Source organism: Comamonas sp. FG99 (assembly GCF_057808605.1).
The window spans coordinates 78,822-92,481 of sequence record NZ_JBMDII010000011.1; the positions used below are offsets into that span (position 1 = coordinate 78,822).

The window sequence follows — 13,660 nt, forward strand, 5'->3', positions numbered from 1 at the left end:
TGACGGCGTCCTCACCCGAACCAGGTCCACCCCAGCCCGCGCCATGCCAGCCAGCCCCGCCCCCGCGCCGCATCCCGCCACGCCCCTGGGCTGGCTGTATGCTTTCGTGCGGCCCGAGCGCCGGGCCATCGCCAGGCTGCTGGCGACATCGCTGCTGGCCACAGGACTGGCGCTGGCGCAGCCGTGGTTCACCAAGCTGCTGATCGACGACGGGCTGGTGGCGCGCGACTATGCCATGCTGGCCACCATGTGCGGCGTGCTGCTGCTCGCCGGCCTCGCCGCTGTCGTGCTCTCCGGCATCAACCGGCTGCAGCACACGCGGCTGTCCGGCCGCATCCTGTTCGCGCTGCGCGCCGACATCTATGCGCATCTGCAAAGGCTGTCGCCATCCTTCTTCGCCCGCAAGCGCCTGGGCGACCTGCTGTCGCGCCTGGACTCCGATGTGGCCGAGATCCAGCGCTTCGCGGTGGACTCCCTGTTTGCCGCGCTATCCAGCCTGATCGGCCTGCTGGGGGCCCTGGCGCTGCTGCTCACGCTGTCGTGGAAGCTGGCCCTGGTCGCCGCCTTGCTGCTGCCGCTCGAATTTCTCTGGCTGCAGCGCATGCGCCCGCGCCTGGAAGCGCGCACCCGGGCGCTGCGCGAAAGCAGCACCGACCTCTCCTCCTTCCTCGTCGAAAGCCTGCCGGCCCTCAAGCTCACCCAGGCCAGCGGCCAGCAGCAGGCCGAGCTGCAGCGGCTGGGTCGGCACACCGGGCACTACATGGACAGCCTGCTGGGCCTGCAGAAAACCGAAATCCTCACCCAGGCACTGCCCTCCACCCTGACCTCGCTGTCCCGGGCCGCCGTCTTTCTGCTGGGTGGCTACTGGGTCATCCAGGGCCAGTGGCAGCTGGGCTCGCTGATCGCCTTTTCCTCCTACCTGGGCATGGCAATAGGCCCGGTCAAGAGCCTGCTGAACATCTATGTCGCCACCCAGCGCATGCAGGTCAGCCTGGCGCGGGCCATGGAATTGCGCCAGGCCCCGGTGAGCGTGCAGGCCGCGCCCGCGCCGCGCGCGCCAGCCGCCGGGATCTGCGACCTGGAGCTGGAGGGCGTGTGCTTTCGCTATCCCGATGCGGCCCGCGCCGTGCTCGACGGCGCCAGCGCCCTCTTCCCTGCAGGCCGCAAGATTGCCCTGCACGGCGCATCGGGCGCCGGCAAATCCACCCTCATCGACCTGCTGCTGCGCTTCGAAGACCCGGAGCTAGGCTGCATTCGCTATGGCGGCCAGCCGCTGACGGCGCTGGAGCTGCAGCAGTGGCGCCGCCGCATCGCCGTGGTCAGCCAGGATACGCTGCTGTTTCGCGCCAGCCTGCGCGACAACATCGGCTATGCCTGCCCGGAAGCCGGCGACGAGCGCATTGCCGATGCCGCGCGCCGCGCCGGCCTGTCGGACTGGATTGCGGGCCTGGAGCACGGACTGCAGACCCAGGTGGGCGAACGCGGCCAGCAGCTGTCGGGCGGCCAGCGCCAGCGCATTGCCATCGCCAGGGCGCTGCTGCAGGAGCCGGCCATTCTCGTGCTTGATGAGGCCACCTCGGCCGTCGACCTGAAGCGCGAGCGCCAGATACTCGCCGAGATCGATGCCCTGTTCCACGACCGTACGCGCATCCTGGTCAGCCACCGCCCCGAGACGCTGGCGGGCGCGGACCAGCACTGGCGGCTCAGCCAGGGCCGGCTGCAGGAACTCCGGCCCGAAGCCGCCGCAAGGGCTACGGCATGAGACCGGTGCGCATAGGCATCATCGACAGCGGCGCGGACTCCGGGCTGCAGCCGCCTGCGCTGCAAGGCCGGGGGTTCGTGCTGGCTGCGGACGGCGCCGTCGCCTGCGCGGCCCTGCAGCCCGACGCCATGGGCCACGGCAGCGCAGTAAGCCGGATCGTGCGCCGCTACGCCCCCCTGGCCGATCTGCTGATCGCCCAGGTATTCGATGCGGGCGGGCGGACCAGCACGCTGCAGATCGCCGCGGCGCTCGACTGGCTGCGCAGCGAGCAGGCCGACATGGCCTGCATGAGCCTGGGCGTGCGCGATGACCGCCCGCGCCTTGCCCAGGCGGTGGCAGATGCCCTGGCCGCGGGCATGCTGCTATGCGCCTCCGCGCCCGCGCGCGGAGCGCCCGTCTACCCAGCTGCCTACCCCGGCGTGCTGCGCGTCACCGGCGACGCCCGCTGCGCCGCGCACGAATGGTCCTGGCTGGGCAGCGCCCAGACCGATTTCGGGGCCGCGGTGCGCCAGCAGGCGCAGGGCCCCGCCGGCGCCAGCATGGCCAATGCCGCGCTGTGCGGGCACCTGGCGGCCCAATGGCACGAATGGCGCGAACGGACCGAACGGACCAAATCGCCAGCGCTGTCCGCGGCGCGCCAAATCGAGCTGCTGCGCCAGCGCGCCAGCATCCAGGGGCCCCAGACCCCGCCCTCAGCGAAAGCGGTACGGCATGCTGCGCCAGCCTCCGGCATCGTGTGACGTTCTGGTGCTCGGCACAGGCCCCGCGGGCTGCGCCGCGGCGCTGGGCCTGGCGCGGCTGGGCTATGCCGTCTGCGTGGCCGGCGACTGGCGGCGCTTCCAGGCGATAGAAGGCATTTCCGCCCGCGGCCTGCAGGGCCTGCGCCAGGCCGGCCTCACCGACGCCGCGGCCACCGCGGGCGGCCCGTCGCTGCGCACCGTGCGCTGGAATGGCGACGAACGTGCCAGCAACCAGGAGTGGTTGCTGGATCGCCAGCGGCTGGATGCCGCGCTGCGCGAAGACCTCGCACAGGCCTCGGTGCCGGTGCTGCAGTCCAGCATCCGCTCCTGGCAGGTCCATGCCAGCGGCCATACCGTACAGCTCGATACCGCCGGCCGGCTGCACAGCCTGCAGGCCGGTTTCGTCATCGAAGCCCGGGGGCGGCTGGCGCCGGCCCTGGCCCAGGGCCGCAAGGGACCGCAGACCCTGAGCCTGCTGCATGCCTGGCAAGGCCCGGCGATGGCGGAAAGCCGCGTGGGCATCGAAAGCATGGAACAGGGCTGGGCCTGGATGGCCTGCCTGGCCGACGGCCGCCGCTACTGGCAGTGCACGCTCGATCCGCGGCACGCCGCGCTGCCGCCGCGTCCAGGGATTGCGCAGTGGAGCCAGCCCCTGCGGCAGACCCCGCTGGCATTGCGGCTGCTGGGGCCGCCGCCCGCTGCAGCGCAGATAGCGCTGAACGCAAGGCCCAGCACCGCGACGCTCAGCGCCGAAACCGGCGGCGCCCACTGGCTGCGTGTGGGCGATGCCGCCATGGCTGTGGACCCCCTGTCGGGCAATGGCATCTTCCAGTCCCTGTCCTCGGCGCTGCAGGCGCCGGCCGTGGCCCATACCTTGATGCAGCGGCCCGGCGACGCGGCGCTGGCCCTGCAATTCCACGCCCAGCGCATAGAGCACCTGTACCTGCGCTTTGCGCGCACCGGCAGGGATTTCTATGCGCTGGAGCAGCGCTGGCCCGGCCACGCCTTCTGGCGCGAGCGCAGCGGCTGGCCCGACCGCGAACCGCTGCATCCGGCGCCGGGCGCGCAGCTATCACTTGCCGCCCGCCCGGTCGTGGATGGGCACTACATCCGGCAGGCCGAGGTCGTCATCAGCGCCGACCAGCCGCTGGGGATGTGGCAGGTGGCCGGCGTGGAACTGGCCCCGCTGCTCCTGGGCCTGCGCCAGGCACCGCAGCCAGAGGCCTGGCTGCGCCTGCAACTGCAGGCCCAGGCACCCGCCGCCCGAGCCGCGCTGCTGGGCTGGCTGCAGGCGCACGGCCTGCTTGGCGGCCATCAAACGCTCATCACCACCGACTTCAGCTCGGTATAGTGCTCGATGGAGGCCGCCCCCATCTCGCGCCCCAGGCCCGAGAGCTTGTAGCCGCCGAACGGCATGCTCGGGTCCAGCGCGCTGTGGCAGTTCACCCAGACGGAGCCGGCCTTGATGCGCGGCACCAGCCGGTGTGCATCGCTGAGGTTGTTGGTCCAGATGCTGGCACCCAGCCCATAGCGCGAGTCGTTGGCCAGGCGCACGGCCTCGTCCAGGTCGTCGAAGGGCATGGCCACGAGCACCGGGCCGAAGATCTCCTCCTGCACCAGCAACCCTTTCTGCTGCACGTCCACCATCACCGTCGGCTGCACGAAATAGCCCGGCCCGCTCTTGCCGCCGCCGGAGGCCAGCGTGGCGCCCAGCGCCCGGCCCTGCTCGATGTAGCCGAACACGCGCTGCTGCTGCTTGGCCGAAACCAGCGGCCCCATGTCCACAGAGGGGTCCATGCCGCTGCCCAGCTTCATCCTGCTGGCAATGCCGGCGATGTCTCCCACCACATTGTCGAAGTGCTTGCGATGCACGTACAGGCGCGAGCCCGCGCAGCAGACCTGGCCATGGTTGAAGAAGATGGCGCCCGCCGCGCCGGCCGCCGCCACCGCGGGATCGGCATCCGCCAGCACGATGGTGGGCGATTTGCCGCCCAGCTCCAGGGTGACGCGGGTCATGGAATCCATGGCTGCCTTGCCGATCAGCTTGCCCACCTCGGTGGAGCCGGTGAAGGTCAGCTTGTCCACCGCAGGGTGGGCTGCCAGCGCAGCGCCTGCCTCGGCGCCCACGCCGGTCACCAAGTTGAAGACGCCGGCCGGATAGCCCGCCTCCTCGACCAGCCGCGCCAGCCACAGCGCCGAGAGCGGCGTTTCGTCGGCCGGCTTGAGCACCATGGTGCAGCCAGTGGCAAGCGCCGGCCCCAGCTTCCAGCACGCCAGCAGCAGCGGAAAATTCCAGGCCACCACGGCCCCCACCACACCCACCGCCTCGCGGCGCACGAAGCTGTGGAAATGCCCGTCCGGCATCAGCGGCATCGATACCTCGGGCACGCTGCCCTCGATCTTGGTGGCCCAGCCCGCCATGTAGCGCAGGAAGTCGATGCACAGCTGCACATCCATGGCCCGGGCCACCGCAGCGCTCTTGCCGTTGTTCTGGCATTCGATCTGGGCCAGCACGTCCGCGTCGCGCTCGATCAGATCTGCCAGGCGCCACAGCAGATTCTGGCGTTCGCGGGGACGCATGCGGCTCCAGCGAGAGTCATCGAAAGCCCTGCGCGCAGCCTGCACGGCGCGCTCCACATCGGCGGCCGTGCCGCGTTGCACCCGGCATAGCTCCTCGGCCGTGGCGGGGTTGAACAAGGCCATGGTCTGGCCGGAGCCGGCCGCCTCCCAGCGCCCGTCTATCCAGAGCCGGTGGTCTTGCCGAAGAAATTGCTGCACGGCCGGCAGGACTGCAAATTGCTCACTCATTCTCATGTCTCCTAATGGAAGTTGCCAGGGTAAGGAGACCAGGCTTGAGCAGCTTCCATGCCAACCGGCAGCCATGCCGCCTCCAGCCGGCAGCCCCCTGGCCACTGCGCCCGCGGCATGGCCGCCGGCGTGCAGCGAGGCCGCGCCCTGCGGTCTCAAGAATGAGACTGGCCGAGACGATGCGAGACGGCCTGAGACAGTTCCACTGCGCCACCGCCGCCCACACCCGCAATCCAGGCTCAATGGCATGCGCCGGCCCGATAGCAATCCCCCGGGTTTCCCCGAAACAGGCCCGGATTGGCACGCGCCATGCTTTATGGCTGGCGAATGCGGTAGGGCCATGCCGGCCTTGCAAGCTCATAAGACCCACGGAAGGAGACATCTCTTGAAGCACAAGCAGCACTTGCACAGGCATATGGCCGCCCTGGCCATTACCGCCTTCTCGCTCTGCGGCGCCGGCGCTGCCACGACGCAGCCGCGCGATGCCGTGAGCATCATCACCCAGACCTGCGCAGCCTGCCACGCCCCCCAAGGGCCGCAGGCATGGAGCCGCATCAGCCACCAGCGCAAGACTCCCGAAGGCTGGCTGATGACGATTGCGCGCATGCAGAACGCCCATGGCGTGCAGATCAGCGATGAAGACCGGAGCACCGTGGTCAAGTACCTGGCGGACCGCCAGGGCCTGGCCCCCGCGGAAAGCGCCTTGGGCCACTATGCGCTGGAGCGCCGGCTCAACACCGTCGAGCAGATCGGCGACCAGCGCTACAAGGAAATGTGCGCCCGCTGCCACTCGGCTGCCCGGCCCACTCTGCAGCGCCGCCCGGAGCAGGAATGGCGCCACCTGGTCAATCAGCACCTGGGCCAATGGCCATCGCTCGAATACCAGCAATACGGCCGCGACCGCGAGTGGCTGAAGATCGCACTGGAAGAGATGGTGCCCTACATGGCCAAGACCTATCCCATGGACAGCGCCGCCTGGCAACAGTGGCGCCAGCACATGCCCGGCAGCGCCGCCTTCGCGGGCAACTGGAGCTTCAGCGGCCACATGCCCGGCAAGGGTGAGCTGCGCGGCAGCATGCGCGTCCAGGCCGCAGAGCAGGACCGCTACGCCGTGGAGTTGCAGGGCCAGTTTGCCGATGGCTCGCCCTTCAGTGGCAAGGGCCAGGCCCTGGTCTACACCGGCCATGAGTGGCGCGCCAGCCTGAACATCAACGGCGTGGCGATGCGCCAGGTCTTCTCGGTGCAGGACGGCCGCATGCAGGGCCGCATGTTCGAAGCCGAGCACGACGAGCGCGGCCTGGACTTTGCGGCTGCCCGCGAGGACGGCCCGGCCACGGTGCTGTCGGTGCAGCCCGCCCATGTGCGCCGCGGCAGCGAGGCCACGCTCACCGTGATCGGCACCGGCCTGCAGGGCCGCCCCGACTTCGGCCCCGGCGTGCAGGTGCTGTCGGTCAAGGGCAGCGGCAGCCGCATGCAGGTCCAGGTGCGCGCGGCGGCCGACGCAGCGACCGGCGTGCGCACGGCCAGCGTGGCCGGCGCCGCGGGCTATCCCGTGGCGGTGTACGACAGCGTGCAGCAGGTCAAGGTGGTGCCGGCCTATTCGGTGGCGCGCATCGGCGGCAACGGCGGCAGCCGGCCCAAGATCCAGGGCCGCTTCGATGCCGAGGCCTGGGGCAAGGACGCCCAGGGCCAGGACTTCCGCATCGGCATCATGCCGGCCCACTGGTCGGTCCAGCCCTTCCATGACATTGCCCGGCAAGAGCGCGATGTGGAGTTCGCCGGCAAGATGGATGCGCGCAGCGGCATCTTCACGCCCGGCGACGCGGGCCCCAACGCCCGGCGCAAGATGGGCACCAACAACGCAGGCAACCTGAAAGTACTGGCCACGGTGCAGGACGGCAAGCAGTCCGTGCAGGGCGAAGGCCAGCTCATCGTCACGGTCCAGACCTGGATCAACGCCCCCATTCCCTGAGCTCAGCGTCCGCACTTCATCCACAAGGAGACTGCCATGGGTTCCCGCCTTCAACTGGTAGAACACAATATGCACGAGGTGCAGCTCGCGGACGCGGCCAGCCGGCTGCTGTTCCATGTGCCCAGCAGCTCGCTGTTCGCGGCCGACGATGCGGTGGCCGGCATCATCGATACGCTGCGCGCCGGCAGCTGCACGCAGCACGACCTGCTGCAGCGCCTGGGCCTGCGCTTCAGCCCCGAGCTGCTCGGAGAAACGCTGCAGGAGCTGCGCAGCCTGGAGATCGTGGCCGAGCAGGGCCAGGCGCTGTCGCCCGACATCCGGGTGCGGCAGATCGAGCGCACGGCGCTGAGCACCGTGGTGCTAAACGTCAATACCGGCTGCAACCTCAGCTGCACCTACTGCTACAAGGAAGACCTGGACACGCCGGGCGCCGGCAAGCGCATGGGCGCCGAGACGGCCGAGGCCGCCGTGGAGATGCTGCTGCGCGAGTCGCCCGGCGAGCCCCGCTACACGGTGGTTTTCTTCGGTGGCGAGCCGCTGAGCAACCGCGCGCTCATCGAGCACATGGTTGGCTACTGCGAGCGCCGCTTCGCCGCCCTCGGCAAACCGGTGGACTTCGTCATGACCACCAACGCCACGCTGCTGAACGAGGAGATCGTGGATTGGCTCGACGCCCACCGCTTCGGCCTCTCGGTCAGCATGGACGGCCCCGCAACCATCCACGACCGCAACCGCCGCACCGTGGGCGGCATGGGCACCTATGCCACCGTGCGGCGCAAGGTGGACATGCTGCTGTCGCGCTACCGCAGCCGGCCGGTGGGCGCGCGCGTGACCCTGACGGCCGGCACCACCGACGTGGAGCGTATCTGGGAGCACCTGTTCAACGAAGTAGGCTTTGCCGAGGTGGGCTTCGCCCCCGTCACCTCGGGCAGCATCGACACCTTCAACCTCAGCCAGGCCGAAGTGGCCGAGATCTTCACCGGCATGAAGGCGCTGGGCCGCCGCTACCTCGACGCGGCGCTGCAAGGCCGCAGCACGGGGTTTTCCAACATGCACCAGCTGCTCACCGACCTGCATGAAGGCCACAAGAAATCGCTGCCCTGCGGCGCGGGCCTGAAGATGCTGTCGGTGGACCACCGCGGCGAGCTGGACCTGTGCCACCGCTTCACCGGCTCCAGCCTGCCTTCGTTCGGCAACGTGCGCACCGGCGTGGACACGCCACGCCTCACCGAGTTCCTGTCGCAGCGGCTGGACCGCAGCGGCACGGGCTGCGCCACCTGCCGCATCCGCAACCTGTGCTCGGGCGGCTGCTACCACGAAAGCTATGCGCGCTACGGCGACCCCACCCACCCTACCTACCACTACTGCGAGCTGATGCGCGACTGGGTGGACTTCGGCATCGGCGTCTATGGCCAGATCCTGCAGACCAACCCCGCGTTCTTCGAGCGCCACATCGATACCCGAAAGGCCCACTGAGATGAAACACCTGACCCCTCTGAACCACAAGGCCCGCCAGATGGAGCACGCCGTGGACGACAACGCCGCAGGCGCCGATGCGGTGGCCGACGTGGTGGCGATGAGCACCATCGCCGGCTGCACCGCCACCATCGATCCGGGCTGGGAAGTGGATGTCTTCGGCGGCGTGGCATCGCTGTGCCAGCCCATGGAATCCGACCTCTACGGCTGCGCCGACCCTTGCTGGTGGCCGGCCCAGGTGCCGGACATGATGTCCACCTACCCCGGCTGGAGCGACAAGGCTCCCGACTCCAGCCAGGACTGGCGCCAGCTCGGCTCCGTCTTCCCGACCGACAAGAAGTAAATCGCCCCATGGAGACAAGAATGCCTGCGATACCCCGCTTCATGCAGCGCGCCCTGGCGCTCCTGGCCACTGCCTCGGCCGCCGCCACCGCAGCCCAGGCCGCGCCCGATACGCCACTGACGCCCGGCCACGAATACCTGGCCGTCACCAACCGCCCCAACAACCTCAGCATCGTCGACACCCAGACCGACACCGTGCTCAAGACCTGCCAGATGCCGGACGGCTTCGGGCCCGGCACCTTGCAGGTCAGCCCCGACGGCGCCCGCATCTATGTGCTCAACAACCATTTCGGCGATTTGTACGGCATCGAGGTGGACAGCTGCAAGACCGTCTTCCACGCCTCGCTGAGCACCGAGCCCGGCGAGCGCGGCAAGGCCATGTTCTCGATCGCCGTGAGCCGCGACGGCAAGGAGCTCTACAGCATCGCCAACCCGACGCTGCGTGGCTTGGACCATCTGGAGGTCAAAGAGCCGCGCCTGCTGGTCTTCTCCACTGCCGACGGCCTCGACGCCAAGCCCGTCCGCCAGTTCCCGGCCCCGCGCCAGACCACGCTGATGCAGGTAGGCAACGATGGCACGCTCTACGTGGTCGGCCCCGATCTCTACCGCGTCAACGCCAAGACCGGCGCATTCACGGTGCACGAGCCGCTGCGGCATTGGCAGCATGCGCTGACCAGCGCCCCCGACGTGCTCTACGTCTGGCCGCAGCAGCGCCCCCAGAACACCATGGGCCTGCTCTACACCGCGCAGCGCTTCAAGGACGACAAGCGCGACCCCGACACGGCAAGTACCTACTACGGTTTTCTCGACCTGGATCTGGCCACCGGCAAGACCGAGCTGCTGAACTTTGCCGACTTCACCGAGGTGTATTTCACCGGAGCGCGCTCCCCCAAGGACCCGAACCTGATGTACGGCGTGCTCAACCACCTGCACAAATACGACATCCGGGAACGCAAGCTGCTCGCCAGCGCGTCGCTGCAGCACACCCTCTACGCACTGGCCTTCAACAAGAGCGGCTCCAAGCTGTATGCGGGCGGCACCTTCAACAACCTGGCGGTGTTCGACCCTGACAGCCTGCGGCAGACCGCCAACGTCAAGCTGCCCGGCGGCGACATGGCCATCAGCACGCCGCAGATATTCACGCGCTGACCTTCAGGCTCCCCCTGGCCGCGAGCCCCCTTGCCGCATGCGCCCATGGCTGCGCAGGGAGGCTCGTGCGCTCACGCCCATCCTTTGGCAACACACCATGCACCTTCATTTTTCGCAACCTCCCCGAATGGCCCGCCGCGCCGCGCCACTGCTGCTTGCCGGCCTGGGTGCCGCAGCCCTGCTGCCAGCGCTCGGCGCCCGGGCCGGCGAAGCGCCGCCCCCCTCGCCCTGGAGCGCCAATGTCTCCATTGCCAGCCAATACGTTGCACGCGGCATCCGCCAGACCTGGGGCGGCCCGGCGCTGCAGGCCGGGCTGGACTATGCCGGCCCCGGCGGCTTCTTCATGGGGGCCTGGACTTCCAACGTCAGCCACAAGTTCATCGATGGCGGCCATCTCGAAATAGACCTGTACGGCGGCTACGGCTGGAGCGCCCAGGGCGTGAACTACCGCGCCGCGCTGTTCTACTACCTCTACCCGGGCGCCCGCATGGCAGCCACCGGCACCCGCTATGACTACGGCGAGGCCGTGCTGTCCGCCAACTACCAGTGGCTGACCCTCAAGTACGCGCTAACCGTGACACGCGACTACTTCGGCTTCAACAGCGCCACCCTGCTGGAAGGCACGGGCCGGCACTCGCTCGGCTCAGGCTACCTCGATGCCAGCCTCAACATTCCAGTGGCGGAACAAACCGAGCTGCAGCTGCACTATGGCTACCAGCGCGTCAACCACTTCTCGCGCTTCAACTGGCAAGACATCAAAGTGGCCTTGTCGCGGAATTTCGACGGTGGCTGGAATCTGGCCGGTGGTCTGACCCGGGCCTACAACAGCCACCACGTATACGACGCCTACACCACGGGCACACCCGGCGCGCGCGGCGAAATCGCCACCTCCAATCCACTCAAGGCCACCGCTTTCGTCACGCTGACCAGGACCTTCTGACACCAACACCCACCACACGAGAACCCCAAGGAGACCCACCATGCCCGCCACACCTGCGCCGGACCGCCGGCAGTTCCTGAAAACCACCGGCGTACTCTCCATGTCGGGGCTTGCGCCCGGTGCCGCCCGTGCCGCCAGCCCGGCGCTGCCCAAGGGCCCAGGCAAGAGGCCTGGCGATGCGCGCGACATCGTGATGGCGGATGCGCTGGTGCTGTCCGGCTGGATCCATGCGCGCCAGGTTTCGTGCCGCGAAGTGATGAATGCCTATCTGGACCACATCGAGCGCATCAACCCCAAGGTCAATGCCATCGTTTCGCTGCAGGAGCGCGAGGGACTGCTGCGCCAGGCCGACGAGCGCGACCGCCAGCTGCAGGCCGGCCAATCCCAGGGCTGGATGCACGGCATGCCGCAGGCGCCGAAGGACCTGGCCGCCACCGCCGGCATCGTCACCACCAGCGGCTCGCCCATCTTCCGCAACCATGTTCCCAAGCAAGATGCCATCATCGTGGAGCGGGTGCGGCGCAACGGCGCCATCCTGATCGGCAAGACCAACACCCCGGAATTCGGCCTGGGCTCGCACACCTACAACACCGTGTTCGGCATCACCGGCAACGCCTATGCGCCCGAGCTGTGCGCCGGCGGCAGCAGCGGCGGCGCCGCCGTGGCGCTGGCCACCCGCATGCTGCCCGTGGCCGACGGCAGCGACATGATGGGCTCGCTGCGCAACCCCGGCGCATTCAATAACGTCTATGGCTTTCGCCCGTCCCAGGGGCGGGTACCGTTCGGGCCGGCCAGCGAGGTGTTCTACCAACAACTGGGCTACGAAGGCCCCATGGGCCGCAGCGTTGCCGACCTCGCCATGCTGCTGTCGGTGCAGGCGGGCTTCGATGCGCGGCTGCCACTGAGCATGGGCCAGGATGCGCGGCAATTCGCCGGCCGCCTGCAGCGCGACTTCAAGGGTGCGCGCATCGGCTGGCTGGGCGACTTCAACGGCTACCTGCCCATGCAGCCCGGCGTGATGGAGTTGTGCACCCAGGCGCTGGGAGGCTTCGAGGCCATTGGCTGCAAGGTGGAGGCCGCCCACCCCGACTACCCGATGGAGCAGCTATGGCAGACCTGGCTGACGCTGCGCCACTTCCTGGTCGCGGGCCTGGCAGCCTCCATGTATGCCAACCCGGCCCAGCGCGCCCAGATGAAGCCTGAAGCCATCTGGGAAATCGAAGGCGGCCTGAAGCTGAGCGGCGCCCAGGTCTACCAGGCATCGGTACAGCGCAGCAAATGGTATGAAAGCCTGCGCCAGCTGCTGCAGACCTACGACTACCTGGTGCTGCCCACGGCGCAGGTCTTCCCCTTCGAAGCCGCGGTGCACTGGCCCAAGGAGATCGCCGGCCGCAGCATGGACACCTACCACCGCTGGATGGAGATCGTCATCGGCGGCACGCTGTCGGGGCTGCCGGTCATCAACGTTCCCGCAGGCTTCAACGCCGCAGGCCTGCCCATGGGCCTGCAGGTGATGGGCCCCGCCCAGGCCGACATGGCGGTGCTGCAACTGGCCCATGCCTACGAACAGGCCACCCAGTGGGTGCAAAAGCGCCCGCCCGCCATGATCGGCGCATGAGCTGCACAAAGCCCGCAGGCGGTGGGCGCATGGCCGCTGACAGCCCTCCCTGGACGGGACATGGTTCATGGCGCCGCATCGCCAGCGACCGCTCAGTGGGATGCGGCGGCAATGCCCACCGCGGTTTCCGCGCGCACCTCCTGCGCGGGGAAACCGGCCCTGTCCAGCGCGGCGCGCGGCGAGCGGTCCGTGAGGGATACCGCGACGATCGCCACGAACGCCAACGGCATCGAGATCAGCGTGGGGTAGTCGTAGGGAAAGACCGGCTCGGCGAAGTTGTCGCTCAGCGCATAGCGCCCCAGGTTGCGCAGGCGCTCGGCGATCACGAAAGGATCATCGGCCAGCCCATGAAGGCGCACACCGCGTAGACCAGCGCATCGAAACCATTGGAAAACGCCAGGCTGGAGATGCCCAGCAGCGTGGCGGCCGACATGTAGTCGCCCACGATTGCCATGCCGTTCTGGGTGCCGGTGATGCCGCCGCCCGCGGTGTAGAAGTCCGAGGTGGGGCGCGTGCGCTGCGATGCCCAATAGGTGATGCCCAGGGTGACGATGACGAAGCCCGCGAAGATCAGGATGGCCTGCGTGTTCATGCCTGCACCTCCGACAGCAGGCGCTCGCACCAGTCGTCGAAGCGCGTATTGGCGATGTGGATATAGATGCCGGTCAGCACCCACGACAGCGCGATCAGCCCGATGGCGCATGCCACGCCAGCGGTAAGCATGCCCGCGCGGTTCAGCGGCGCGGCCAGGCTGGCCGGCGACAGCACCGCCGCCAGGATGAAGGCCATGCACAGCCCCAGGCACAGGCCGGCGAAGGCAAAGGCCACCCGCGGTCTCCATCGCGCCTTCCGC

At 68.8% G+C, this 13,660-nt stretch carries 13 protein-coding genes; 9 read left to right on the forward strand and 4 right to left on the reverse strand.

Translation table 11 applies throughout. The annotated features are described in order from the left end of the window. Positions 1 to 43 precede the first annotated feature (43 nt). The 3 genes from ACODRX_RS09705 to qhpG are packed head-to-tail and all read left to right on the forward strand — an operon-like array spanning position 44 to position 3,853. Positions 44 to 1,762 carry an ABC transporter ATP-binding protein gene (locus tag ACODRX_RS09705; protein ID WP_488871242.1) on the forward strand — a complete coding sequence of 573 codons (1,719 nt, stop codon included), beginning with the start codon at positions 44 to 46 and terminating at the stop codon, positions 1,760 to 1,762. Then, a complete protein-coding gene (gene qhpE, locus ACODRX_RS09710) occupies positions 1,759 to 2,502 on the forward strand; it encodes a subtilisin-like serine protease QhpE (RefSeq protein WP_488871244.1) in 744 nt (247 codons plus the stop codon). Before ACODRX_RS09705 ends, qhpE begins: the two co-directional genes overlap by 4 nt. After that, positions 2,474 to 3,853 carry a flavin-dependent monooxygenase QhpG gene (gene qhpG, locus ACODRX_RS09715; protein WP_488871245.1) on the forward strand — a complete coding sequence of 460 codons (1,380 nt, stop codon included), beginning with the start codon at positions 2,474 to 2,476 and terminating at the stop codon, positions 3,851 to 3,853. The genes qhpE and qhpG overlap by 29 nt, the downstream gene beginning before the upstream one ends. On the opposite strand, the gene ACODRX_RS09720 is transcribed toward qhpG, so the two are convergent. After that, on the reverse strand, positions 3,817 to 5,316 hold the full coding sequence (locus ACODRX_RS09720; RefSeq protein ID WP_488871246.1) for an aldehyde dehydrogenase family protein: 1,500 nt from the start codon (positions 5,314 to 5,316) through the stop codon (positions 3,817 to 3,819). The two genes, qhpG and ACODRX_RS09720, sit on opposite strands and share 37 nt — an antisense overlap. A gap of 379 nt (positions 5,317 to 5,695) precedes the next feature. Here ACODRX_RS09720 and peaA point away from each other — a divergent pair, with 379 nt between their 5' ends. From peaA to ACODRX_RS09750, 6 genes are all read left to right on the forward strand, one after another. Next, positions 5,696 to 7,282 carry a quinohemoprotein amine dehydrogenase subunit alpha gene (gene peaA, locus ACODRX_RS09725; protein WP_488871247.1) on the forward strand — a complete coding sequence of 529 codons (1,587 nt, stop codon included), beginning with the start codon at positions 5,696 to 5,698 and terminating at the stop codon, positions 7,280 to 7,282. A 36-nt stretch (positions 7,283 to 7,318) separates the two neighbouring features. Next, positions 7,319 to 8,758 (forward strand): quinohemoprotein amine dehydrogenase maturation protein, encoded by a 1,440-nt coding sequence (gene peaB, locus ACODRX_RS09730; RefSeq protein WP_488871249.1) that lies wholly within the window; start codon positions 7,319 to 7,321, stop codon positions 8,756 to 8,758. Position 8,759: 1 nt separating this feature from the next. After that, positions 8,760 to 9,101, forward strand: coding sequence for a quinohemoprotein amine dehydrogenase subunit gamma (gene qhpC / locus ACODRX_RS09735; RefSeq protein ID WP_488871250.1), 342 nt, complete (start codon positions 8,760 to 8,762; stop codon positions 9,099 to 9,101). Positions 9,102 to 9,121: 20 nt separating this feature from the next. After that, the gene (gene peaD, locus ACODRX_RS09740; protein ID WP_488871251.1) at positions 9,122 to 10,249 is read left to right on the forward strand and encodes a quinohemoprotein amine dehydrogenase subunit beta; all 1,128 of its coding nucleotides are present in this window, start codon (positions 9,122 to 9,124) and stop codon (positions 10,247 to 10,249) included. 127 nt (positions 10,250 to 10,376) lie between these two features. After that, the gene (locus ACODRX_RS09745; RefSeq protein ID WP_488871253.1) at positions 10,377 to 11,189 is read left to right on the forward strand and encodes a TorF family putative porin; all 813 of its coding nucleotides are present in this window, start codon (positions 10,377 to 10,379) and stop codon (positions 11,187 to 11,189) included. 40 nt (positions 11,190 to 11,229) lie between these two features. Beyond that, on the forward strand, positions 11,230 to 12,807 hold the full coding sequence (locus ACODRX_RS09750) for an amidase (RefSeq protein WP_488871254.1): 1,578 nt from the start codon (positions 11,230 to 11,232) through the stop codon (positions 12,805 to 12,807). A 92-nt stretch (positions 12,808 to 12,899) separates the two neighbouring features. Here the strand turns inward: ACODRX_RS09750 and ACODRX_RS09755 are convergent, their stop codons facing one another. Genes ACODRX_RS09755 through ACODRX_RS09765 form a run of 3 tightly spaced genes read right to left on the reverse strand, consistent with a single transcriptional unit; the run spans position 12,900 to position 13,635 of the window. After that, positions 12,900 to 13,133: a hypothetical protein gene (locus ACODRX_RS09755; protein WP_488871255.1), complete on the reverse strand. Its 234-nt coding sequence runs from the start codon at positions 13,131 to 13,133 to the stop codon at positions 12,900 to 12,902. Next, the gene (locus ACODRX_RS09760; RefSeq protein WP_488871256.1) at positions 13,130 to 13,399 is read right to left on the reverse strand and encodes a sodium:solute symporter family transporter; all 270 of its coding nucleotides are present in this window, start codon (positions 13,397 to 13,399) and stop codon (positions 13,130 to 13,132) included. Before ACODRX_RS09760 ends, ACODRX_RS09755 begins: the two co-directional genes overlap by 4 nt. Then, entirely contained in the window at positions 13,396 to 13,635 is a 240-nt protein-coding gene (locus tag ACODRX_RS09765; RefSeq protein ID WP_488871257.1) for a DUF485 domain-containing protein, read from the reverse strand. The genes ACODRX_RS09760 and ACODRX_RS09765 overlap by 4 nt, the downstream gene beginning before the upstream one ends. Between the last annotated feature and the right edge of the window lie 25 nt (positions 13,636 to 13,660).

Excerpts from the sequence above, each read along its gene's own strand:
- ACODRX_RS09705 (WP_488871242.1), top strand. The coding sequence starts at position 44 with ATGCCAGCCAGCCCCGCCCCCGCGCCGCATCCCGCCACGCCCCTGGGC.
- qhpE (WP_488871244.1), top strand. The coding sequence starts at position 1,759 with ATGAGACCGGTGCGCATAGGCATCATCGACAGCGGCGCGGACTCCGGG.
- qhpG (WP_488871245.1), top strand. The coding sequence starts at position 2,474 with ATGCTGCGCCAGCCTCCGGCATCGTGTGACGTTCTGGTGCTCGGCACA.
- ACODRX_RS09720 (WP_488871246.1), bottom strand. The coding sequence starts at position 5,316 with ATGAGAATGAGTGAGCAATTTGCAGTCCTGCCGGCCGTGCAGCAATTT.
- peaB (WP_488871249.1), top strand. The coding sequence starts at position 7,319 with ATGGGTTCCCGCCTTCAACTGGTAGAACACAATATGCACGAGGTGCAG.
- qhpC (WP_488871250.1), top strand. The coding sequence starts at position 8,760 with ATGAAACACCTGACCCCTCTGAACCACAAGGCCCGCCAGATGGAGCAC.
- peaD (WP_488871251.1), top strand. The coding sequence starts at position 9,122 with ATGCCTGCGATACCCCGCTTCATGCAGCGCGCCCTGGCGCTCCTGGCC.
- ACODRX_RS09745 (WP_488871253.1), top strand. The coding sequence starts at position 10,377 with ATGGCCCGCCGCGCCGCGCCACTGCTGCTTGCCGGCCTGGGTGCCGCA.
- ACODRX_RS09750 (WP_488871254.1), top strand. The coding sequence starts at position 11,230 with ATGCCCGCCACACCTGCGCCGGACCGCCGGCAGTTCCTGAAAACCACC.
- ACODRX_RS09760 (WP_488871256.1), bottom strand. The coding sequence starts at position 13,399 with ATGAACACGCAGGCCATCCTGATCTTCGCGGGCTTCGTCATCGTCACC.